This is a genomic window from Actinomadura rubteroloni (assembly GCF_002911665.1).
Lineage (GTDB): Bacteria > Actinomycetota > Actinomycetes > Streptosporangiales > Streptosporangiaceae > Spirillospora > Spirillospora rubteroloni.
This window is the reverse complement of sequence record NZ_MTBP01000006.1, coordinates 70203-92347: the sequence shown is the minus strand read 5'-3', so window position 1 is coordinate 92347 and position 22145 is coordinate 70203. Positions and strand designations below refer to the sequence as shown.

Here is a 22145-nt window from a genome sequence, read left to right as displayed (position 1 = left end):
GAGCCCGTGAACGCCTGGCGTTCCGGACATTCTTCGACCGGTGAAGGGAAGATCGTGCCCTACCAGACGATCGAGGGCGGCCGCGTCCCGATCCGCATGTGGACCGACCCGGCGTCCGTGGAGGACGTGGCGCGCGAGCAGCTCCGCAACGTCGCGGGCCTGCCGTGGGTCGCGGGACTCGCGGTGATGCCCGACGTCCACTACGGCAAGGGCGCGACGGTCGGGTCGGTCATCGCGATGCGCGACGCCGTCGCCCCGGCGGCCGTCGGCGTCGACATCGGCTGCGGGATGACCGCGGTGCAGTCGTCGCTGACGGTCGAGGACCTGCCCGACGACCTGTCCGGCCTGCGGTACCGGCTGGAGAAGGCCGTGCCGGTGGGCCGGGGATCGCACCGCGAGCCGGTGGACCCGTCGGCGCTGCCCGCCCTGAAGCTGCGCGGCTGGTACGACTTCTGGAGCGAGTTCGACGGGCTGCACCACGGCGTCCGGGACCGCTTCGGGCGCGCCCGCCAGCAGATGGGCACCCTCGGCGGCGGCAACCACTTCATCGAGCTGTGCGCCGACGACGACGGCGGGATCTGGCTCGTCCTGCACTCGGGGTCGCGCGGCATCGGCAACGAGCTGGCCGAACGGCACATCGAGGCGGCGCGCAAGCTGCCGCACAACCAGGACCTGCCCGACACCGACCTCGCAGTGTTCCTCGCGGGCTCCGAGGAGATGGACGCCTACCGCAACGACCTGTTCTGGGCGCAGGAGTACGCGCGCCGCAACCGGGCCGTCATGACCGCGCTCGCGCAGCGCGTCGTGACCCAGCGGTTCGGCGAGAAGCGCTGCACCTGGGGCGAGGTCATCTCCTGCCACCACAACTACGTGGCGGAGGAGACCTACGACGGCGTCGACCTGCTCGTCACCCGCAAGGGCGCGATCCGCGCGGGCCGGGGCGACCTCGGCATCATCCCCGGCTCGATGGCGACCGGCACCTACATCGTGCGCGGCCTCGGCAACACGGCCGCGTTCAACTCGGCGTCGCACGGCGCGGGCCGCCGGATGAGCCGCAACAAGGCCCGCAAGGCGTTCACGCTGGACGACCTCGTCGCGCAGACCGAGGGCGTCGAGTGCCGCAAGGACACCGGCGTCCTGGACGAGATCCCCGGCGCCTACAAGGACCTGGAGACCGTCATGGCCCAGCAGTCCGACCTCGTCGAGGTCGTCGCGCACCTGCGCCAGCTCGTCTGCGTGAAGGGCGGCTGACGGTGGGAGGCGGGCGGCAGCGGCCCGCGACCGCGCGGGCCGCCACCGCCCGCCTCAAGCTGCACCGCCGCGTCCTGCGGCTGGACGGGCGGACGTACACGGTCGTCACGCCGCGCCCGGGCACGTCCGCGCGGTTCAGCACCAACCGCTTCCACGGGACCTGGCACGTCCTGTCGGACCGGCACGGCGCCCGGTTCCTCGCGCGGCTGCTGTGGGGCCTCGCCTACCAGGCGCGGCCGGGGACGCTGCTGGTGATCGACCGGCCGTTCCTCGTCCCGACGCCGTTCGACGCCGACCCCGCCGACCCGATCGCGCTCGTCCCGTCGTGGCACACGCCGCTCACCGTCCGCGCGGCCCGCGACCTGGCCCGGCGCACGCGGCGTCCGGCGCCGGACGGGACGGTCGTGTGGCGGACGCACGGCCTGGACGCGGCGGCGGCCGACCCGCGCGCCTGGCTGAGCGCGGACGACCGGCCGCCCTACCGGGACGAAGGCCACTTCGAGCGCCGGGGCGGAGTCGTCGCGCTGCTGCCGCGCAGCGCCCGCGAGGCGCGGCGGTGGGCCGTCCAGGCGTCCCGGCTGGACCCGTCCGGCCCGTACGGCACGGACGCCGAGTTCCTCGGCCGGACGTTCGGGAGCTGCTTCTACGCGTCCGGCGAGATCCAGGTGTTCCGGTCGTTCCACCGCGACGTGGCGGTGGCGCGGCGGGCGCGGGCCGACGTGCTGGCCCGCCCGGACGCGCCGACGGACCCGGACGACCTGGGGTCCGAGGTCTGGGACCGGCACGGCGCGCTCGACCGGGGACGCGCCCGGCTGATCGGCAACTGCGGGCTGCCGCGCCGCGACGCCGAGGCGCTCGCGGCGGCGGGCGTCCGCTGCCTGGACGACCTGGTGCGCGTCGGCGCGGAGCGGGCGCACGCCCTGGTCCGTCCCGCGTCCGCGCCGCCCGATCCGGTCCTGCTCGCCGCGCTGACCGGCGTCATCGACCGGGCCGCGCCCGCGTGATGCGTCCGGAACGTCCGGTCCCCGCCTAGGCTGGACGGGACGTGACCGCCGCGAGGCGGGGAAAGAGGTGCCCGTGCTGGTCGACGACCACGGCCGGACCGCCACGGACCTGCGGGTCTCGCTGACGGACCGGTGCAATCTGCGGTGCTCGTACTGCATGCCGCCCGAGGGTCTGGACTGGCTGCCCAAACCGGAACTGCTGACGGACGAGGAGGTCGTCCGGCTCGTCGGGATCGGCGTGACGGAGCTGGGCATCACCGAGGTCCGTTTCACGGGCGGGGAGCCGCTGCTGCGGCGCGGCCTGCCCGGCCTGGTCGCCGAGGCGGCGGCGCTGCGTCCGCGCCCGGAGATCTCGCTCACCACCAACGGCATCGGGCTGGACCGGCTCGCCGCACCGCTCGCCGCCGCCGGGCTCGACCGGGTGAACGTGTCACTGGACACGCTCGACCCGGCGACGTTCCGGCGGCTCGCGCACCGCGACCGGCTCGCCGACGTGCTGCGCGGCCTCGAAGCGGCGCACGCGGCGGGCCTGGCGCCCGTCAAGGTCAACGCGGTGCTGATGCGCGGGATCAACGATCATGAGGCCGTCCCGCTGCTGCGGTACTGCCTGGACCACGGCTACCGGCTGCGCTTCATCGAGCAGATGCCGCTGGACGCCCAGCACGGCTGGGACCGCGCCGGGATGATCACCGCCGACGAGATCCTGGACCGGCTCGGCGCCGCGTTCGCGCTCGTCCCCGAGGACGCCGAGCGCGGCAGCGCTCCCGCCGAGTCGTTCCTGGTGGACGGCGGGCCGGACCGCGTCGGCGTCATCGGGTCGGTGACGCGCCCGTTCTGCGGCGCGTGCGACCGCGTGCGGCTCACCGCCGACGGCCAGATCCGCAACTGCCTGTTCGCGACCGAGGAGTCCGACCTGCGCGGCGCGCTGCGCGCCGGGGCGTCCGACGCCGAGCTGGCCGCGCGCTGGCGGGCCGCGGTGGGGCGCAAGCGCGCGGGGCACGGCATCGACGACCCGGGCTTCCTGCAGCCCGTCCGGCCCATGTCGGCGATCGGCGGCTGACCGGCCGCGTGCGACGATGGACCACGTGCGGGAGACCCGATTCGACGCGGTGGTCCTGGCCGGCGGCCGGGCCCGGCGGCTCGGCGGCGCCGACAAGCCCGCCGCGCGCGTCGGCGGACGCTCCCTGCTCGCCCGTGTCGCCGACGCGGCGGCGGACGCGGGGCGGCTCGTCGTCGTCGGCCCGGCGCGGCCGGACGTCCCGCACGCCCGCGTCGTCCGCGAGGACCCGCCCGGCGGCGGGCCCGTCCCCGCGCTGCGCGCCGGCCTGGCCGCCCTCCCCGCCCCGCCACCCGCGACCCCGCCCGCAACTCCGCCCGCGACCCCGCCTGACGGGTTGTCCGCGACCCCGCCCGGCCCGCCGCCCGCGGCTCCGCCCGGCCCGCCGCCCGCGGCTCCGCCCGGCCCGCTGGCCGCGGCTCCGCCCGGCGGGCCGTCCGGGACGCCTGCCGGCGGGCCGGCGGCCGGTGCGCGGTGGACGGCGGTGCTGGCGGCGGATCTGCCGTTCCTGCGCGCGGCGCACCTCGGCGCGCTGCTGGACGCGGCCGAGCGCAACGGCACCGGGGCCGTCCTGGTGGACGCCGACGGCCGCGAACAGTGGCTCGCGGGCTGCTGGAACACCGACGCCCTGCGCACTGCGCTCGACGCCTACCAAGGCGCGTCCCTGCGCGGCCTGCTCGGCCCGCTGCGCCCCGCCGCCGTCGCCCTCCCGGCCGGGGACGGCCCCCCGTGGTTCGACTGCGACACCCCCGAGGACCTGACCCGCGCGCGGACCCTGTGGCCCGGACGCGCCTGACATCCCACCGGAGAGGGGACGGCACGTGCTGGAGGAATGGATCGAGACGGCCTGCGCGGAACTCGGCATCGACCGCGCCGACCTGGACCGCGACCTCGTGCTGGACCTCGCCCGCGAGGTCGCGCACGGCGTCGCGCGGCCGGGCGCGCCGGTCACGACGTTCCTGCTCGGGATCGCCGTCGGGCGCGGCGCGGCGGCCCGGGACGCGGCGGCCCGCCTGACGGCGCTCGCCGAGGGCTGGGACGCCGGCTGACCGTTTGACCGGCGGCGTCCCGGAGAGGAGCCCCGGCATGACCGACCACGCGACCCCGGCGGACGGCGTACGCCGGTGGCAGGCCCTCGCGGTGTGCCTCGTCGCGGCGTTCATGACGCTGCTGGACGTCAGCATCGTCAACGTCGCGCTCCCGTCGATCCGGGAGGGGCTGCACGCGTCCGAGGCGTCCCTGCAGTGGATCCTGTCGGGGTACGCGCTGACGTTCGGGCTCGTGCTCGTCCCGGCGGGACGGCTCGGCGACGCCCGCAGCCGCCGCGCGGTGTTCCTCGCCGGGCTCGCGCTGTTCACGCTGGCCAGCGCGGTCGCGGGCGTCGCGCCCGGCATCGGCTGGCTGATCGGGGCGCGGCTGGTCCAGGGCGTGGCGGGCGGCGTGCTGACCCCGCAGGTCGCCGGGTTCATCCAGCAGCTCTTCCAGGGCCCTGACCGGGGCCGGGCGTTCGGCGCGCTCGGCACGGTGATCGGCGTCGCGACCGCCGCCGGGCCGCTGACCGGCGGCGCGCTGATCGCCCTCGCCGGGCCGCAGGAGGGCTGGCGCTGGGTCTTCTACGTCAACGTCCCGGTCGGCCTGGCCGCGCTGCCGATCGCGCACCGGCTGCTCCCGGCCCCCGGACGGGGCGAGCGCCGGGGCCTGGACGTGCCGGGGGTCGTGCTGCTCGGCGCGGCCGTCCTGGTCCTCATGCTGCCGTTCGTCCAGGAACGGCAGTGGCACGGCGCGCTCAAATGGCTGCTGGTCCCGGCCGCGCTGCTGCTGCTGGCGGCGTTCGTCCGGCGCGAGCGGCGGGCCGCCGCGCCGATGGTCGACCTCGCGCTGTTCCGGCACCGGTCCTACGCGCTCGGCAGCGCCATCGCGCTGCTCTACTTCGCCGGGTTCACCGGCATCTTCTTCATCTTCACGCTCTACCTGCAGAACGGCCTCGGCTACAGCGCGTTCGGCGCGGGCCTCGCCATCACCCCGTTCGCGCTCGGGTCTGGGTCGGGCGCGGCGGCGGGCGGACGGCTCGTCGCGCACTACGGGCGCCCGCTGGTGGCCGGCGGGCTGGCGATGGTCGCGGCCGGGCTGGTCGGCGCGTGGATCGCGGTCGAGCTGCACCCCGGCGGGGGCGTGGCGTGGCTGACAGCGGCGCCGCTGCTGCTGGCCGGGGTCGGCAGCGGGTTCGTGATCTCCCCGAACCAGACGATCACGCTGTCGGAGGTGCCGTCCGCCGAGGGCGGCAGCGCGGCCGGGGTGCTCCAGACCGGCCAGCGCGTCGGGACGGCCGTCGGCATCGCGGGCGTCGGCGCGGTGTTCTTCGCGGCCGTCGGGGGCGCGCGGCCGGGCGCGGCCGAAGCGTGGGCGGACGGGTTCCGGCGCGGGCTCGTCGTGATCCTCGCGTTCGTCGTGTGCGCGCTCGCGGCGGCGCTCGCCGACCTGGCGCTGAACCGCCGCGGCAGGCTCAGGGACCGAGTTCCCCCGCCGACACCCGCACGGCCCGCAGCGCGCCGGTGATCGCGGCGGCCTGCTCGGCGGTGAGGTCGGGCAGCCCGAACCCCGCGTCGTGCAGGGCCTCGGTGGCGGTCTCGGCCAGCTCGCGGCCCGCCGGGGTGATCTCGGCGAGGACGATCCGCCGGTCGCCGGGGGAGGGGCGCCGGGTGACGAGCCCGCGCCGCTCCAGCCGTCCGATCACGTTGGTCACCGAGGCGGGATGGACCATGAGCCGCTCGCCCATCTTGCCCATCGGCAGCTCGCCCGCGCGGGTGAACGCGAGCAGCCGCAGGGCCTCGTAGGCGGCGAACGTCAGCCCGTGCGGCTTGAGGACGCCCTCGACGCGCCCGAGCAGGATCTGCTGGGCGCGCATGACGGACGTCACGGCGGCCATCTGGTCGGCGTGCGCGGGCCAGCGGGCGCTCCACTGCCGGTGCGCCTCGCCGATGGGGTCGAGGGGACGACTGGTCACCGGCCCACCGTAGGCCACCGGGGTCGCTTGACGGACGCGCGCACGGAAACTATTTTAGCTTCCAAATATTTGACGTCCAAGCAAGTCGGAGGCGGACATGGCCGGACCGGACGCGAACGCCCTGCACGTGCCGGTCCACCCGGTGCGGTTCGTGACGGCCGCCGCCCTGTTCGACGGCCACGACGCGGCGATCAACATCATGCGGCGGATCCTCCAGGCGCAGGGCGCCGAGGTCGTCCACCTCGGGCACGACCGGTCCGTCCGCGAGGTCGTCGACGCCGTCCTGGAGGAGGACGCGCAGGGCGTCGCGATCAGCTCCTACCAGGGCGGCCACGTCGAGTACTTCGAGTACCTGGCGCGGGCGCTCGCCGAGGCCGGAGCCGGGCACGTCCGGGTCTTCGGCGGGGGCGGCGGGGTGATCGTCGCCGAGGAGATCGCGCGGCTGGCCCGCGCCGGGGTGCGGATCTTCTCCCCGGACGACGGCCAGCGCCTCGGCCTGCCCGGCATGATCAACGAGCTGGTCCGCGACTGCGACGTCGACCTCACGGCCGCGCCGCCCGCCGTGGACGCCGTCCTCGCCGGGGACCGCCGCGCGCTGGCCCGCGCGATCACCTGCCTGGAGGCGGGCCGGCTGCCCGACGCCGACCGCGCGGCGCTGGCGGCGGCCGCCGGGCGCCGCCGGGTGCCCGTCCTCGGCATCACCGGCACCGGCGGGTCCGGCAAGTCGTCGCTGACCGACGAGCTGGTCCGCCGCCTGCGGGCGGACCAGCGCGACAAGCTGCGCGTCGCCGTCCTCGCCGTCGACCCGACCCGGCGGCGCGGCGGCGGCGCGCTGCTCGGCGACCGGATCCGCATGAACGCCCTGGACGGCGACCACGTCTTCTTCCGGTCCCTCGCCACGCGCGGCGCCCGCGAGCTGCCGGACGGCATCGAGGGCGTGCTCGACGCCTGCAAGGCCGCCGGATACGACCTGGTGATCCTGGAGACGCCCGGGATCGGGCAGGGCGACGCGGCCGTCGTCCCGCTCGCCGACGCGTCCCTGTACGTCATGACGCCCGAGTTCGGCGCCGCGTCCCAGCTCGAGAAGATCGACATGCTCGACTTCGCCGACGTCGTGGCGATCAACAAGTTCGAGCGGCGCGGCGCCGAGGACGCGCTGCGCGACGTGTCCCGGCAGATGCTCCGCAACCGGGAGGACTTCACCGCCCGTCCGGACGACATGCCGGTGTTCGGCACGAGCGCCGCGACGTTCGACGACGACGGCGTCACCGCGCTCTACCTCCACCTGCGCGACCTGCTCGTCGAGCACGGCCTGCCGGTGGAAGAAGGCGCGCTGCCCGCCGTGGCCACCCGGACGTCCACCCGGGCCGCGCAGGCGCTGCCGCCGGGCCGCGTCCGGTACCTGGCGGAGATCGCCGAGACCGTCCGGTCCTACCACGCCGAAACGGACCGGCAGGCGGTGGCGGTCCGGCGCGTCCAGCGGCTGGCCGAGGTCCGCGCCGAGCTGACGGACACGGCCGAGGTGGACGGCCTGCTCGACGCCGCCCGCCGCGACGTCGCGCCGGAGAACGCTGCGCTGATCGACGGCTGGCCCGCGCTGGTCGAGGCGTACTCGGGGGACGAGCAGGTCGTCCGGATCCGCGACCGCGAGCTGCGCACCGCCCTCACCCGCGAGTCCCTGTCGGGCAGCCGGATCCCGCGCGTCGCGCTGCCCCGCTACACCGACCACGGCGAGCTGCTGCGGTTCCTGCGCGCCGAGAACCTGCCCGGACGGTTCCCGTTCACCGCCGGCGTCTTCCCGTTCAAGTGCGACGGCGAGGACCCGGCCCGCATGTTCGCGGGCGAGGGCGACCCGTTCCGCACCAACCGCCGCTTCAAGCTGCTGTCGGAGGGCCAGCCCGCGACGCGGCTGTCCACCGCGTTCGACTCGGTGACGCTCTACGGCCGCGACCCCGACGAACGCCCCGACATCTACGGCAAGGTCGGCACGTCCGGCGTCTCGATCGCCACGCTGGACGACATGAAGGCGCTCTACGCGGGCTTCGACCTCGCCGCGCCGACGACCTCGGTGTCCATGACGATCAACGGCCCGGCCCCGGCGATCCTCGCGTTCTTCCTCAACACCGCGATCGACCAGGGCCTGGACGCCTTCCGCGCCGAGCACGGCCGCGAGCCCGTCCCCGAGGAGGCCGAGCGCGTCCGCGCCGAGGTGCTGCGGACCGTGCGCGGGACCGTCCAGGCCGACATCCTCAAGGAGGACCAGGGCCAGAACACCTGCATCTTCTCCACCGAGTTCGCGCTGCGGATGATGGGCGACGTCCAGCAGTGGTTCATCGACCACGGCGTCCGCAACTTCTACTCGGTGTCGATCTCCGGCTACCACATCGCCGAGGCCGGGGCGAACCCCATCAGCCAGCTCGCGTTCACGCTCGCCAACGGGTTCACCTACGTCGAGTCCTATCTCGCGCGCGGCATGGACGTGGACGACTTCGCCCCCAACCTGTCGTTCTTCTTCTCCAACGGCATGGACCCCGAGTACACCGTCCTCGGCCGCGTCGCGCGGCGGGTCTGGGCCGTGGCGATGCGCGACCGGTACGGGGCGAACGAGCGCAGCCAGAAGCTGAAGTACCACGTCCAGACGTCCGGGCGGTCCCTGCACGCGCAGGAGATGCACTTCAACGACATCCGGACGACGCTCCAGGCGCTCATCGCGATCTACGACAACTGCAACAGCCTCCACACCAACGCCTACGACGAGGCCGTGACGACGCCGACCGCCGAGTCCGTCCGCCGCGCGCTGGCGATCCAGCTCGTCATCAACCGCGAGTGGGGCCTCGCGATGAACGAGAACCCGCTGCAAGGCTCGTTCATCGTGGACGAGCTGACCGACCTGGTCGAGGCCGCCGTGCTCGCCGAGTTCGACCGGATCAGCGAGCGCGGCGGCGTCCTCGGCGCGATGGAGACCGGCTACCAGCGCGGGCGCATCCAGGACGAGTCGATGCTCTACGAGCGCCGCAAGCACGACGGCTCGCTCCCGCTGATCGGCGTGAACACCTTCCTGCCCGCCGAGGAGGAGAAGGAGGAGCGGCGCGTCGAGCTGGCCCGCGCGACCGAGGCCGAGAAGCGGTCGCAGCTCGACCGCGTCCGGGCGTTCCGGCAGGCGCACCGGGACGAGGCCGTCGCCGCGCTCGCCGCGCTGCGGGAGACGGCGCGGTCGGGCGGCAACGTGTTCGCGGCGCTGATGGACGCCGCCCGCGTCTGCACCCTCCAGCAGATCTCCGACGCGTTCTTCGAGGTCGGCGGCCAGTACCGGCGGAACGTGTGAGGGACGACACCGGCGCGGACGTGCCGGTGCGGCGGCCCGTCCGGCGCGTGGTCTCGCTCGTCCCGTCGCTGACCGAGACGCTCGCCGTGACCGCGCCGGGCCTGCTCGTCGGCGCCACCGACTGGTGCTCCCACCCCGTCGGCCTGGACGTCGTCCGGATCCGGGGCACCAAGAACCCCGACCTGGACGCGATCCGCGCGCTGGAACCCGACCTCGTCGTCGGCAACGCCGAGGAGAACCGGGCCCCGGACGTGGCGGCGCTGCGCGCGGCGGGCGTCCCGGTCTGGATGACCGAGATCCGCACGGTGGACGGCGCGCTGGTCTCGCTGCGCCGGATGCTGGCCGAAGGCTGCGGGCTCCCGGTGCCCGGCTGGCTGGACGACGCCGCCCGCGTCTGGGCTGCGCACACGCCCGGCCCGCCGCGCCGCGCGATCGTCCCGATCTGGCGGCGGCCATGGATGGTCCTCGGCCGCGACACCTTCGCCGGGGACGTCCTCGCGCGGCTCGGCGTCGCCAACGTCTACGCCGGGCACCCCGAGCGCTACCCGAAGGTCGCGCTGGAGGAGCTGACCGCGTCCGGCGCCGACCTGGTCGTCCTGCCCGACGAGCCGTACGCCTTCACCGCCGGGGACGGCCCGGAGGCCTTCCCCGGCCTGCCCGCCGCGCTCGTCAGCGGCCGTTACCTCACCTGGTACGGCCCGTCGCTCGTCGGCGCCCCGGCGGCGCTGGCCGGGGCGCTCGCCCGCGTCAGACCGTCCCGAACAGGACGCCCGCGCCGTAGGTGACGCCCGACGACAGCAGGATGATCAGGAGCTGCCGCAGCGCGCCGTAGCGGACGGGCCGGCCGCTGGAGTGCGCGACGACGCCGCCGACCGCGAGCCCGGCCAGGCCCGTCAGCCCGATCGACGTGACGACCGCGACCGTCCCGTCGGCGACCAGCCAGGGCAGCAGCGGCGCCGCCGAGCCGAGCGCGAACAGCGCGAACGACGACAGCGCGGCCGTCCACGGCGACCCCAGCTCGGCCGGGTTGACGCCGACGACCTCGCGCGCCGACGCCGCGTACAGGCGCTCGCCGTCGGCGGCGACCTCGGCGGCGGCGCCGCTGGCGGTGGCGGGGGAGAACCCGGCGGTGCGGAAGGTGTCCTCCAGCTTTCCGCCGAGCACCGAGGGGTGGTCGCGGACGAGGTCGCGCAGGTCCGCCAGGACGCCCTGGAACAGCTCCACCTGCGCCTTCACCGAGATCCACTCGCCGGCCGCCATCGACACCGCGCCCGCGAGCAGCCCGGCCAGCCCGGCGAGCCGGACGGCGTGCGCCCCCGAGCCCGCGCCCGCCACCGCGAGCACGAGGCACAGCGTGCTGACGAGCCCGTCGTTCACGCCGAGCACCGCCGCCCGCGCGCCGCCCTGCTGCACCTGCGCCGCACGCCGCGCGAGCAGCGCGGTGACCTGAGCCTCCTGCGTCACCGGACCCGCCCGTTGATCATCACGGGGCCAGGCTAGCAACGCCGGATCAGACGCCGATGTCCTTGGCGATGATCGTCTTCAGGACCTCGCTCGTCCCGCCGTAGATCCGCGTGACGCGGGCGTCGGTGTAGAGGCGGGCGATCGGGTACTCCAGGATGTAGCCGTAGCCCCCGTGGAGCTGCAGGCACTTGTCCACGACGCGCGCCTGGACCTCGGTGCAGAACAGCTTGGCGACGGCCGCGTCGGCGGGGGTCAGCTCGCCGACGTCCAGGGCCTCGATCGCGCGGTCGACCAGGGACCGGGCCGCCTCGACCTCGGTGGCGCACTCGGCCAGGACGAACTTGGTGTTCTGGAACGACGCGACGGGCCGTCCGAACACGTTCCGGTCCTGGACGTACGCGCGCGCGAACTCCACGGCCGCGGCGGCGGACGCGTAGGAGCTGACCGCGATGCCGAGCCGCTCCTCGGCGAGGTTGTGCGTCAGGTACTCGAACCCGCGCCCCTCCTCGCCGAGCAGGTCCTCGACGGGCACGCGGACGTCGGAGAACGCCAGCTCGGCCGTGTCGGAGCTGCGCAGCCCGATCTTCTCCAGCTTGCGGCCGACCGTGTAGCCCTCGCTCGTGGTGTCGACCACGAGGATGGACAGGCCCGCGCGGCGGTTCTCCGGCGTGGCCGGGGACGTCCGGGCGACGACCAGCACCCGGTCGGCGAGGACGCCGCCGGTGATGAACGTCTTGGCGCCGTTCAGGACGTAGTGGTCGCCGTCGCGGCGCGCGGTGGTCTGCATGCCCGCGAGGTCGGAGCCGGTGCCGGGCTCGGTCATCGCGATGGCCGTCATCATCTCGCCGGTCGCGAACGGCGGCAGCCAGCGCCGCTTCTGCTCGTCGGAGGCGTACTTCAGCAGGTAGGGCAGGACGAGGTTGACGTGGACGCCGTAGCCGCCGAAGCTCACCCCGGCGCGGGCGCACTCCTCGGAGATGACCGCCTGGTACTTGAAGCTCGTCTCCCCGGCGCCGCCGTACTCCTCGGGCACCTGGATGCCGAGGACGCCCAGCTCGCCGAGCTTGTTGTAGAAGTCGCGGGGCGGGTGCCCGGCGTGCTCCCAGTCGTCGTAGACCGGCGCGACCTCGGCCGCGACGAAGTCCCTGATGGTCTCCCGGAACGCCTCGTGGTCCTCGTTGTAGAGCGTGCGGCGCATCACGGCCCCTTCCCCTCACCCGTGTTCTGGAATTCGATTCTAGTAGCCCGTTCGGGTTGGTGCGGCGGGGGAGGCGGGGGCAGGGGGGCCTGGCCGGAAAGGGACACGCGACGGCCTTGCCGGACGGGCCGGCCTGTGCAGGGAGCCGCGACGGCGGAGAATCGCCGGATCGGGAAAGTGAAAAGCGGCGCCGGGTGGATACGGGGGCAATCCACCCGGCGCCGCATCATCGGTGTTCCGACGGGGGCCCGGAACACCGGTAGGGGCGCTCCGACGGGGGACCAGAGCGCCGGTACAAATCGTACACCGAAACCCCCCGGAGTTAGTCAAGAGAATGTCACGACCCGATTTCCGGACGGCTCCCGGAAACGCGCTTGTGATGCCTGCTTTGCCCGTCGCGCAGCCGCGCGGGCGGGTCCGGGCGCCGTCCCGCGTTCGCCACGACGACCGCCACGTACGGCAGGAAGATCGCGCCGAGGACGAGCACGCCCACGGCCCAGAACGGCGCGTGCGCGAGCCCGGCGAACACGGCGCCGAGGAAGCAGGACGTCCGCAGGCCCATCGAGAGCAGATACCGCTTCTGCCGTGCGGAGATGTCCTCCGACAGCGGGCGCCGCGCGTCCGTGACGAGATGGACGTCTTCGGACCGGCGGGGATTCACCTTCACGTTTCCAAGGTAAGGCCAGGGAAGCAGGAAGACGACACAGGGGAGCGCACATGAGCGACCGCACCTACGGCGTCACCGAGATCGTCGGGACGTCGCCCGAATCCGTGGAGGCCGCGATCCGCAACGGCGTCCGCCGCGCGAACGCGGTCCTGCGCCACCTGGACTGGTTCGAGGTGACGCAGGTCCGCGGTCAGATCGCCGACGGCGAGGTCGCGCACTTCCAGGTCGGCCTGCGCGTCGGCTACCGCCTGGAGGACAAGTCCTGAGCGTCAGGACGCCTGGGACACCGTGGACATGTTGAAGTCCGGGACGCGCAGCGGCGGCATCGCGGCGCGGGTGAAGTAGTCCGACCACTCGCGCGGCAGCGTCGGCGCGGTCGCGCCCGCCTCGGTCACCCGGCCGAGCAGGTCCACCGGGCTCTCGTTGAACCGGAAGTTGTTCACCGCGCCGACGACCGCGCCGTCCTCCACGAGGAAGACGCCGTCGCGGGTGAGCCCGGTGAGCAGCAGCCGCTGGGGATCGACCTCGCGGATGTACCACAGGCAGGTCAGCAGCAGCCCCCGCTCGGTGCGCGCGATCATGTCGTCCAGGGACGCGCCGCCGTCCCCGCCCGTCATGATCAGATTGTCGATCGCGGGCGTGACGGCCAGGCCCGTCCGGCGCGCCGAGTCGCGCGTCTGGGTGAGCGCGGAGAGCGTGCCGCCCGAGATCCAGTCCGTCGCGGTGAGCGGCGTGCCGTTGTCGAACACCGACGACTCGCGGCCCGACGCGTGCGCCAGGACGAACGGCGAGCACTCCAGCCCCGCCGCGCCCGGGTCGCTGGACAGCGTCAGCGGCAGCGGCGACAGCTTCTCGCCGACGCGGGTGCCGCCGCCGGGCGCGGAGAAGACCGTCCGGCCGTCGTGGGCGTCGCGCGCGCCCGCCGACCAGTACAGGTAGATCATCAGGTCGGCGACCGCGCTCGGCGGCAGCAGCGTCTCGTACCGGCCCGCGGGCAGGTCGATCCGCCGCTCGCCCCACGCCTGCCGCCGCGCGAGGTCGCCGGTGAGCGCGGCGACGTCCACGTCGGTGAAGTCGCGGGTGCCCGCGCCCGTCCACACCGAGCCGCCCGCGCCCTTGGCGTTCAGCTCCAGCAGGCCGGTCGGCTGGTCGTGGCGCAGCCGCAGCCCCGCCGACGTCCCGAGGAACGACGACGTCAGCGTGTGGTTGGCGAACCCGTACAGGCGGCGGTCCTCGGCGGCGGCGCGGGCGAACGCCTCGCCGAGCGCGGGCGCGACGCCCTCGTAGACGCCGATGCCGGTCTCGCCGGGCGGGTCGTCCCAGCCCCCGCCGGCCGCCGCGTCGCCCGGCGGGACGAGCGGCGCCGCGTCCTCGGCGGCTTCGGCCCCGGCGGCGACGGCCTCGGCGGCCCGGACCAGGTCCTCGATGCCGTCCGCGGTCACGGCCGCGCGCGACACGACCCCGGACGCCACGCCGTCCCCGGTGGACCGCAGCGCGATCACCGTGAGCCGCGCCGAGCGGGTCACGCCGTTGGTGGTGAGGGTGTTGCCCGCGAAGCGCAGGTTGGCGGTGCTCGCCTCGTCGGCGATGACGATGCAGTCGTCGGAGCGCGACAGCGCGAGCGCGCGCTCGACGGCCTCCTGCGGCCGGAGGGTGCTCAATTCCCCGCCTCCTTCAGCGTGTTGAGGATGTTGACGCCCCGGAACAGCGCCGCCGGGGTGCCGTGGCTGACGGGGGCGACCTGGCCGGGCTGGCCCTTCCCGCAGTTGAACGCGCCGCCGAGCACGTAGGTCTGCGGGCCGCCGACGGCCTCCATCGAGTTCCAGAAGTCCGTCGTCGTGGCCTGGTAGGCGACGTCGCGGAGCTGCCCGGCCAGCCGCCCGTTCTCGATGCGGTAGAACCGCTGCCCGGTGAACTGGAAGTTGTACCGCTGCATGTCGATCGACCAGCTCTTGTCGCCGACGATGTAGACGCCCCGGTCGACGCCGGAGATCAGCTCGTCCACGCCCGGGCCGTCCGGCGCGGGCCGGAGCGACACGTTCGCCATCCGCTGGATCGGCATGCTGGACGCGGCGTCGGCGAACGCGCAGCCGTTGGAGCGCGACGCGCCCGTCAGCCGGGCGATGCGCCGGTCGGTCTGGTAGCCGGTGAAGATCCCGTCGGTGACGATGTCGAACGCCTGCGTCGCCACGCCCTCGTCGTCGTACCCGATGGTGGCCAGGCCGTGCTCGGCGGTGCGGTCGCCGGTGACGTTCATGACGCCCGAGCCGTAGCGCAGCGTCCCGAGCTTGTCGGGCGTGGCGAAGGACGTCCCGGCGTAGGCGGCCTCGTAGCCGAGCGCCCGGTCCAGCTCGGTGGCGTGCCCGATCGACTCGTGGATCGTCAGCCACAGGTTGGACGGGTCGACGACGACGTCGTAGGTCCCGGGCTCGACCGACGGCGCGGCGAGCTTCTCGGCGAGCAGTTCGGGGAGCGCGGCGAGTTCGCCCTCCCAGTCCCAGTGCTTGCCGGTCAGCCACTCGTAGCCGCGCCCGACCGGCGGCGCGAGCGTCCGCATCGTGTCGAACGCGCCGTCGCGGACGGCGACGCCGTTCAGGACGTTGTGGACGCGCACGCGCTGCTGCGTCGTGACCGTGCCCGCGAGGTCGGCGAAGAACTTGTTCTCCTTGACCTGCAGCAGCGAGGCGTCCACGTGGTCGACGCGCGGGTCGTCCAGCAGGCGGCGGCTCCAGCCCGCCAGCAGGGCGATCTTGTCGGCGGTGGCGACGGTGAACGGGTCGGTCTCGTAGGCCGACACCCACGTCCGCTCGCCGTGCGCGGGCTCGGGCGCCAGCTCGATCGGCTCGCGGTTGACGGCGGCGGCGACGGCGGCGACCTCGACGGCCTGCTCGGCGACGCGGGCCGCGCCCTCGGGCGTCAGGTCGATGCCCGCCGCGAAGCCCCACGTCCCGTTCTTGACCACGCGGACCGACAGCCCGAGGTCGTCGGCGTCCAGCGCGGTCTCCAGCGCGGCGTCGTGCAGCCGCAGCGTCTGGCTGCGGATGCGCTCCAGGCGGAAGTCGGCATGCTCGGCGCCGAGGTCGGCGGCCCGGCCGAGGGCCGCGTCGGCGAGGGTCCGCAGCGGCAGTGCGGTGAAGTCCGGATCAATGTCATGCACCCTCCGCAACCTACCCGGCGGAGCGCGCCGGAGGGGGCGCGGCGCACCCGCCGGAACAAAGGCGGAGGAGGGTTCTTGTCGGGTCGGCACATCTCCACGCGGCGACCGGGCCGCTACGCTCCTAGCCGTTGTCAAGTGGCTGACGAGAGGTAGCACATGAGTCGCTCTGTCCTCGTGACCGGCGGTAACCGGGGGATCGGGCTGGCCGTCGCGCGGGAGCTGGCGGCGGCCGGCGACGCCGTCGCGGTGACCTACCGCTCCGGGGAGCCCCCCGAGGGCCTGTTCGGCGTCCGGTGCGACGTGACGAGCACCGAGGACGTGAACGCGGCGTTCGAGAAGGTCGAGGCGGAGCAGGGGCCGGCGCGGGTCGTCGTCGCCAACGCGGGGATCACCAAGGACACCCTGCTGGCGATCATGAACGAGGAGTCGTTCACCTCGGTGATCGACACCAACCTCACGGGCGCGTTCCGCGTCGCCAAGCGCGCGGTGAAGCCGATGATGCGGGCGCGCGGGGGCCGGATCATCCTGGTCTCGTCGGTCGTGGCGATGCTCGGGTCGGCGGGGCAGACGAACTACGCCGCGTCCAAGGCCGGGCTGATCGGGTTCGCGCGGTCGCTGGCCCGCGAGATCGGGTCGCGCAACATCACCGTCAACGTGGTCGCGCCCGGCTTCGTCGACACCGACATGACCGCCGTGCTCGGCGAGGACCAGCAGGCGGCGATCCGGTCGATCATCCCGCTGGGGCGGATCGCGCAGCCCGAGGAGGTCGCACGCACCGTGCGCTTCCTCGCCAGCGACGACGCCGCCTACATCACCGGGGCCGTGATCCCGGTGGACGGCGGCCTGGGAATGGGGCACTGAGCACCGTGGGCATCCTCGAAGGCAAGCGGATCCTCGTCACCGGCGTCCTCACCGACGCCTCCATCGGCTTCCACATCGCGCGCGTCGCACAGCAGGAGGGCGCCGAGGTCGCGCTGACCGCCTACCCGCGCCCGACGCTGACCGCGCGCACCGCCCGGCGCCTGCCGTCCGGGCCCGACGCCGTCCCGCCCGTCCTGGAACTGGACGTGATGGACGCCGCGCAGCTCGACTCCCTCGCCGGACGGCTGACGGACGCGGGCTTCGACCGGCTGGACGGCGTCGTCCACGCCGTCGCGTTCGCGCCGCAGACCGCGCTCGGCGGCAACTTCCTGGAGACGCCGTGGGAGGACGTCGCGACGGCCGTCCACACCTCGGCGTACTCGCTGAAGTCGCTGACGATGGCGTGCCTGCCGCTGATGAAGGGCGGCGGCTCGGTCGTCGGCCTGGACTTCGACGCGACCAAGGCGTGGCCGGTCTACGACTGGATGGGCGTCGCCAAGGCGGGCCTGGAGGCGTGCTCGCGCTACCTGGCCAAGTACCTCGGCCCGCAGGGCGTCCGGGTGAACCTCGTCGCGGCGGGGCCGCTGGCGACGATGGCCGCCAAGAGCATCCCCGGCTTCGAGGGCATGACGGACATGTGGCCGAAGGTCGCGCCGCTCGGCTGGGACATCAAGGACAGCGAACCGACCGCGCGGGCGTGCGCGGCGCTGCTGTCGGACTGGTTCCCGGCGACGACGGGCGAGATCGTCCACGTGGACGGCGGCCTGCACGCGATGGGCGGGCCCCCGTCGAGTTAATTGAAGTCCCGGCCTGCTGCGCTCGCTGGCGCTCGCTCCGCAACCGTGCCTTTGCGAGCGCGCATCGCTTCGCGATCTTCGGGCCGGGACTCGCCTCCGGCGTCGTCCCGGCCCTCAGTTAACGCGCTCGCGCGACGGCTCAGGCCGACTTCCGCTTCCGCGACGGGTTCACAGGACGACGAGCCGGGCCAGCCGGGTGCGGCGCGGCGCCGTCCCCGTCTCCCGGACGGCCTTCGCCAGCCCGGGGCCCGCGCCCTGCACCACCGACAGGTGCCGCCGCGCCAGCCCGAACATCGTCGCGACCACCGGACGGCTCAGCGGCGCGTCCGCCCCGGCCACCGCGACCACGGCGGGACGCGGCGCGAACCGGGCGAGCGCCACCGGGGCGGCCCAGCCGTGCCGCAGCCGCGCCGCGTCCGCGACGGCGAGCACGGCCGTCCCGCCGGTGAACGCGACGGTCAGGCCGTCCGGCCCGGCCGCCGTGACCACGCCGGGCTCGCCCGTCGCCGCGTCCGGCAGCGGCGCCGCGACGAGCACCCGGTCGCCCGGGTCGAACCCGCCGCACGCCCCGGGACCCGGGTTGAGCCGTTCTTTCAGCGCCCGGTTGAGCGCCGTCGCGCCCGCGGCGCCGCCCGCCACGGGCGTCACCGCGAGGACGTCCTCGACCGGGATCCCGAGCGCGCGCGGGATCGAGTCGGTGACGAGCTGCACGGCCCGGTGGACGGCCTCGGCGTCGGAGGAGGCCGGGACGATCACGACCTCGCGGTCCGGCGCGTCCACCGCGACCAGCTCGCCGCCCCGCACGGCCGCCGTCAGCGTCTCCAGCGGGCCGGGCGGCCCGGACGGCTCCAGCTCGATCACCGGGACCGTCTGCGACTCCTCCAGGTCGTCCAGCACCCGGCCGGGCCCGGCGGCGGGCGGGGCGCCCGGCGCGGCGCCGAGCACCAGGTGCGCGCCGTCCGGGCAGGACTCGGCGAGCAGCGCGCACAGCTCGACGTCGAAGCCCGCCGCGTCCGCGACGATCAGCAGGTCCACGTCGAGGGGCGCGTGCTCGCCGCGCCCGAACACGACCGTGCCGGGCGCGGACGGCTCGGCGCGCGGCTCCAGCAGCGCGTGCGCCGACGTCACCGCGACGCCCTTGTCCGCGCGGTCGGCGAGCTCAGCGGCCGTATGGGCGGTCGGCGCGGCGATCGCGACCCGCAGGCCCCGCCCGGCGGCGGCGCCCGCCACGGTCAGCGCGGCGTCCGCCACCTCGGCGGGCGCGCCCCGCCACACCGACACGCCCGTCCGCAGCGCGGCCGTCAGTGCGAGCGACCGGTCCTCGGGCAGCCCGGCGCGCAGCGCGCGGACCTCGTCGTCGGGCAGGAGCGTCCCGGCCGTGGCGGTCAGCCGCTGGAACCCCTCGGCGGCCGTGTCCTCGGCGATCGCCCAGCGCGCCGGGCCGACCGTCTCCTCCGGCTCGGGCGGCTCGGCGTCGGGGTCGCCCTCGTCGAACTCCGGCTCCTCGGTGAGCGGCAGCAGCTCGCCCTCGTCCAGCGCGTCCGTCACCGCCCGGCGCGGATCGGGGACGCGCATCCGCTCCAGCGCCGCGACCACCTCGGCCGCCGCGACGACCGTGCTGCCGCGCCGCGCCGCCTCGGCGACCACGTGCTCGGCGAGCGCCCGGCCGCGCCGCGCGTCGTCGGGGCGGGCGCCGTCGCCGAGCAGCGCCCGCGCGAAATGGTCGGCCTGGCCCGGCGTGACGCCCGGCACCCGCAGCAGCCGCCACGGGTCGGCGGCCAGCAGCGCGGCGGCGCCCGGCCCGAGGCGCAGCACCGCCGGCCCGGCGAGCCCGGCCGGGGCGCCCGCCCGGTCCAGCAGCGCCGCGACCGCGTCGTGCGGGCTCGCCGCGTCCCCGGTCACGGGTGCGCCGCCGTCATGTCGGAGACGTCGTCCAGCGCGTCCCTGATCTCCTGCGGCAGGGTCAGCTCCTCACTCTCCAGCGCCGGCGCGAGCTGCGCGGCGGTGCGGGCGCCGACGATCGGCGCGGCCACGCCCTCGCGGTCGCGCACCCAGGTCAGCGCCACCCCGAGCGGCGACGCGCCGAGGCCCTCGGCGGCCGTCACGACGGACTCCACGATCCGTGAGCACTCCTCGTCCAGATAGGGCCGCACGAAGTCGGCGAAGCGCGGGTTGGCGGCCCGCGACCCCTTCGGCAGCCCCGTGCGGTACTTGCCGGTGAGCACGCCCCGGCCGAGCGGCGACCAGGGCAGCAGCCCCGCGCCCGCGTCGACCGTCGCGGGCACCAGCTCGCGCTCCACCTCGCGCCGCAGCAGCGAGTACTCGACCTGCGCCGACACGACCGGCGCGCGGCCGGGCCACGCGCGCTGCCACGCCGCCGCCTTCGCGACCTGCCAGCCCGCGTGGTTGGCGACGCCGACATAGCGGGTGCGGCCGGACGTCACGGCCTCGTCCAGCGCCGACAGCGTCTCCTCCGTCGGCGTCGCCGGGTCGTTGACGTGCAGGTGCCACAGGTCCACGTACTCCAGGCCGAGGCGCTCCAGCGACGCGTCCAGCGCGGCGATGAGGTGGCGGCGCGACCCGTCGTAGCGGCCGTCGCGGCGGATCGCGGACTTGGTCGCGACGACGACGTCCTCGCGCGCGACGTGCTCGCGCAGCAGATGGCCGAGGATCCGCTCGGCGTCGCCGTCCCCGTACACGTCCGCCGTGTCGACGAGCGTGCCGCCCGCCCCGGTGAACGCCCGGAGCTGCTCGGCCGCCTCGTCCGGACCGGTGTCCTCGCCCCAGGTCATGGTGCCGAGCCCGAGACGCGACACCCGCAGGCCGCTCCGCCCGACGTGACGCTCTTCCATAGGCGGTCAATGTAGCGCTCCGACGGCCCGCCCAGGCCGCGGCGACCGTCCCGCGACCCGTTCCCCTGCGGCGCGCGGAGGATTAGAGTGCTCGGCCATGTCGCCACCGCAGTTCTCGATGTACACCCCGACACCACCCGAGGACGGCGATGACGGGGACATCGAGCCGGTCTACGGCCTCGGGCCCGCCGACGACCCCGGCTTCTTCGCCTCGATCCGCACCCGCACCTACCTCGGCCAGTGGCGGATGACGGCGGTCGTCCTGATCCTCGGCCCCGCGCTCATCCTCGCCGTGTCGCCGCTGATCGTGCAGGGCGGCCCGAGCCGTCTCGGCGCGGTGCCCGCGTGGGTGCCGTGGCTGCCGCCGGTGCTGGCCGCGCTCGCCGCCGCGTTCCTCGGGCCGCGCCTGCCGCGTCCGCTCCCGCCGGGGCTCGGCCGCGCCGAGGCGACACGGCTCGCGGTCGCCCAGGCCCGGCAGGGGACGCTCGTGCTGTTCGCGCTCACCGAGGGGGTCATCCTGTGCGGGCTGCCGCTGGCGATGGTCGCCCGGGACGAGTGGATCTTCGTGCTGGCGTTCGTCCTCGGCTACCCGCAGCTCATCTGGAACCTGCTGCCGACCGCCGGGACGGTCGAGCGCGTCCGGCGGCGGCTGGAGGCCGGGGGAGCCGAGTCGCACCTGTGGTCGGGTCTGCTCGCGCCGCTGCCCGTGCCCGTCGTCCCGGACGAGGACGACGATCCCGAGCCGTGAGGATCTCGTAGAGTGCCCGTGTGACGACGCTTCTCCTGGTCCGCCACGGACTGACCGAGCTGACCGGACCCGTCCTCGCGGGCTGGACCCCCGCGCTCGGCCTGGACGACCGGGGCCGCGCCCAGGCCCGCGCGGTCGGCGCCCGGCTGGCCCCGGTCCCGCTCGCCGCCCTGGTGTCCAGCCCGCTGGACCGCTGCTTGCAGACGGCCGGGGAGATCGCCGCCGCGTCCGGCGCCGCCGCCCGGCCCGCCGGGATCGAGGTCGACGAGCGGTTCGGCGAGGTCCGCTACGGCGACTGGACCGGGCGTCCGCTCAAAGAACTGGCGAAAGAGCCGCTGTGGCGGGTCGTGCAGGCCCACCCGAGCGCCGCCGTGTTCCCCGGCGCGGACGGCGAGGGGCTGGCCGACGCGCAGAACCGCGCGGTCGCGGCCGTCCGGTCCTGGAACGCGCGCGTCGCCGCCGAGCACGGCGCGAACGCCGTCTATGCGGTCTGCACGCACGGCGACATCATCAAGGCGATCGTCGCCGACGCCCTCGGCCTGCACCTGGACCAGTTCCAGCGCATCCAGGCCGACCCCGCGTCGGTCACCGCGATCCGCTACACCGAGCTGCGGCCGTTCGTCGTCCGGCTGAACGACAACGGGGGCGACGTCGCCGGACTCGTCCCGCCGCCCGACACCGGTTCCGACACGGGTTCCGACACGGGCGACGCGGCCGCCGAGGGCGACGCGCCCGTCGGCGGCGGCGCGTAGGGTCGTCC

At 75.0% G+C, this 22145-nt stretch carries 21 protein-coding genes; 13 read left to right on the top strand and 8 right to left on the bottom strand.

All coding sequences use genetic code 11. The features are described 5' to 3' along the window. Positions 1-54 precede the first annotated feature (54 nt). From BTM25_RS28445 to BTM25_RS28420, 6 genes are all read left to right on the top strand, one after another. Positions 55-1251 (top strand): RtcB family protein, encoded by a 1197-nt coding sequence (locus BTM25_RS28445; RefSeq protein ID WP_103566713.1) that lies wholly within the window; start codon positions 55-57, stop codon positions 1249-1251. A gap of 2 nt (positions 1252-1253) precedes the next feature. Then, entirely contained in the window at positions 1254-2255 is a 1002-nt protein-coding gene (locus BTM25_RS28440; RefSeq protein ID WP_103566712.1) for a hypothetical protein, read from the top strand. 73 nt (positions 2256-2328) lie between these two features. After that, positions 2329-3315, top strand: a complete 987-nt coding sequence (gene moaA / locus BTM25_RS28435) for a GTP 3',8-cyclase MoaA (protein WP_103566878.1) — start codon at positions 2329-2331, stop codon at positions 3313-3315. A gap of 25 nt (positions 3316-3340) precedes the next feature. Further along, positions 3341-4108 (top strand): molybdenum cofactor guanylyltransferase, encoded by a 768-nt coding sequence (gene mobA, locus BTM25_RS28430; protein WP_205648319.1) that lies wholly within the window; start codon positions 3341-3343, stop codon positions 4106-4108. A 25-nt stretch (positions 4109-4133) separates the two neighbouring features. Next, positions 4134-4361: a DUF6457 domain-containing protein gene (locus BTM25_RS28425; RefSeq protein ID WP_103566709.1), complete on the top strand. Its 228-nt coding sequence runs from the start codon at positions 4134-4136 to the stop codon at positions 4359-4361. Between the two features lie 37 nt (positions 4362-4398). Further along, the gene (locus tag BTM25_RS28420) at positions 4399-5868 is read left to right on the top strand and encodes an MFS transporter (protein ID WP_103566707.1); all 1470 of its coding nucleotides are present in this window, start codon (positions 4399-4401) and stop codon (positions 5866-5868) included. Here the strand turns inward: BTM25_RS28420 and BTM25_RS28415 are convergent. Next, positions 5816-6316 carry a MarR family transcriptional regulator gene (locus tag BTM25_RS28415; RefSeq protein WP_235828752.1) on the bottom strand — a complete coding sequence of 167 codons (501 nt, stop codon included), beginning with the start codon at positions 6314-6316 and terminating at the stop codon, positions 5816-5818. The two genes, BTM25_RS28420 and BTM25_RS28415, sit on opposite strands and share 53 nt — an antisense overlap. A 97-nt stretch (positions 6317-6413) precedes the next feature. Here BTM25_RS28415 and icmF point away from each other — a divergent pair, with 97 nt between their 5' ends. Both icmF and BTM25_RS28405 read left to right on the top strand, forming a co-directional pair. After that, the gene (gene icmF, locus BTM25_RS28410; RefSeq protein ID WP_103566706.1) at positions 6414-9641 is read left to right on the top strand and encodes a fused isobutyryl-CoA mutase/GTPase IcmF; all 3228 of its coding nucleotides are present in this window, start codon (positions 6414-6416) and stop codon (positions 9639-9641) included. Next, complete coding sequence (locus BTM25_RS28405; protein WP_205648317.1) at positions 9638-10426, top strand: helical backbone metal receptor; 789 nt, start codon at positions 9638-9640, stop codon at positions 10424-10426. Before icmF ends, BTM25_RS28405 begins: the two co-directional genes overlap by 4 nt. Here BTM25_RS28405 and BTM25_RS28400 read toward each other — a convergent pair. The 3 genes from BTM25_RS28400 to BTM25_RS28390 form a co-directional block, all read right to left on the bottom strand. Next, positions 10389-11105: a VIT1/CCC1 transporter family protein gene (locus BTM25_RS28400; protein WP_168212269.1), complete on the bottom strand. Its 717-nt coding sequence runs from the start codon at positions 11103-11105 to the stop codon at positions 10389-10391. The two genes, BTM25_RS28405 and BTM25_RS28400, sit on opposite strands and share 38 nt — an antisense overlap. A gap of 46 nt (positions 11106-11151) precedes the next feature. Then, a complete protein-coding gene (locus tag BTM25_RS28395) occupies positions 11152-12303 on the bottom strand; it encodes an acyl-CoA dehydrogenase family protein (protein WP_103566702.1) in 1152 nt (383 codons plus the stop codon). Positions 12304-12640: 337 nt separating this feature from the next. Beyond that, positions 12641-12970: a DUF3099 domain-containing protein gene (locus BTM25_RS28390; protein WP_103566700.1), complete on the bottom strand. Its 330-nt coding sequence runs from the start codon at positions 12968-12970 to the stop codon at positions 12641-12643. Between the two features lie 50 nt (positions 12971-13020). On the opposite strand from BTM25_RS28390, the gene BTM25_RS28385 reads away from it, so the two are divergent. After that, complete coding sequence (locus BTM25_RS28385; protein WP_103566699.1) at positions 13021-13236, top strand: dodecin; 216 nt, start codon at positions 13021-13023, stop codon at positions 13234-13236. A 3-nt stretch (positions 13237-13239) separates the two neighbouring features. Here BTM25_RS28385 and BTM25_RS28380 read toward each other — a convergent pair whose 3' ends face one another. After that, entirely contained in the window at positions 13240-14631 is a 1392-nt protein-coding gene (locus BTM25_RS28380; RefSeq protein ID WP_103566697.1) for a metallopeptidase TldD-related protein, read from the bottom strand. Further along, positions 14628-16127 carry a TldD/PmbA family protein gene (locus BTM25_RS28375; RefSeq protein WP_103566696.1) on the bottom strand — a complete coding sequence of 500 codons (1500 nt, stop codon included), beginning with the start codon at positions 16125-16127 and terminating at the stop codon, positions 14628-14630. Before BTM25_RS28375 ends, BTM25_RS28380 begins: the two co-directional genes overlap by 4 nt. Positions 16128-16283: 156 nt before the next feature. Between BTM25_RS28375 and BTM25_RS28370 the strand changes: the two genes are divergently transcribed. Next, a complete protein-coding gene (locus BTM25_RS28370; protein WP_103566694.1) occupies positions 16284-16988 on the top strand; it encodes a beta-ketoacyl-ACP reductase in 705 nt (234 codons plus the stop codon). Between the two features lie 5 nt (positions 16989-16993). Beyond that, on the top strand, positions 16994-17785 hold the full coding sequence (gene fabI, locus BTM25_RS28365; protein WP_103566692.1) for an enoyl-ACP reductase FabI: 792 nt from the start codon (positions 16994-16996) through the stop codon (positions 17783-17785). A gap of 168 nt (positions 17786-17953) precedes the next feature. Here the strand turns inward: fabI and BTM25_RS28360 are convergent, their stop codons facing one another. Next, a complete protein-coding gene (locus tag BTM25_RS28360) occupies positions 17954-19687 on the bottom strand; it encodes a helix-hairpin-helix domain-containing protein (RefSeq protein ID WP_103566691.1) in 1734 nt (577 codons plus the stop codon). Next, complete coding sequence (locus BTM25_RS28355; RefSeq protein ID WP_103566689.1) at positions 19684-20637, bottom strand: aldo/keto reductase; 954 nt, start codon at positions 20635-20637, stop codon at positions 19684-19686. The genes BTM25_RS28360 and BTM25_RS28355 overlap by 4 nt, the downstream gene beginning before the upstream one ends. Before the next feature lie 97 nt (positions 20638-20734). Between BTM25_RS28355 and BTM25_RS28350 the strand changes: the two genes are divergently transcribed. Then, positions 20735-21385 carry a hypothetical protein gene (locus BTM25_RS28350; protein WP_235828751.1) on the top strand — a complete coding sequence of 217 codons (651 nt, stop codon included), beginning with the start codon at positions 20735-20737 and terminating at the stop codon, positions 21383-21385. Between the two features lie 20 nt (positions 21386-21405). After that, a complete protein-coding gene (locus BTM25_RS28345; RefSeq protein WP_103566687.1) occupies positions 21406-22137 on the top strand; it encodes an MSMEG_4193 family putative phosphomutase in 732 nt (243 codons plus the stop codon). The last annotated feature ends 8 nt before the right edge of the window (positions 22138-22145 follow it).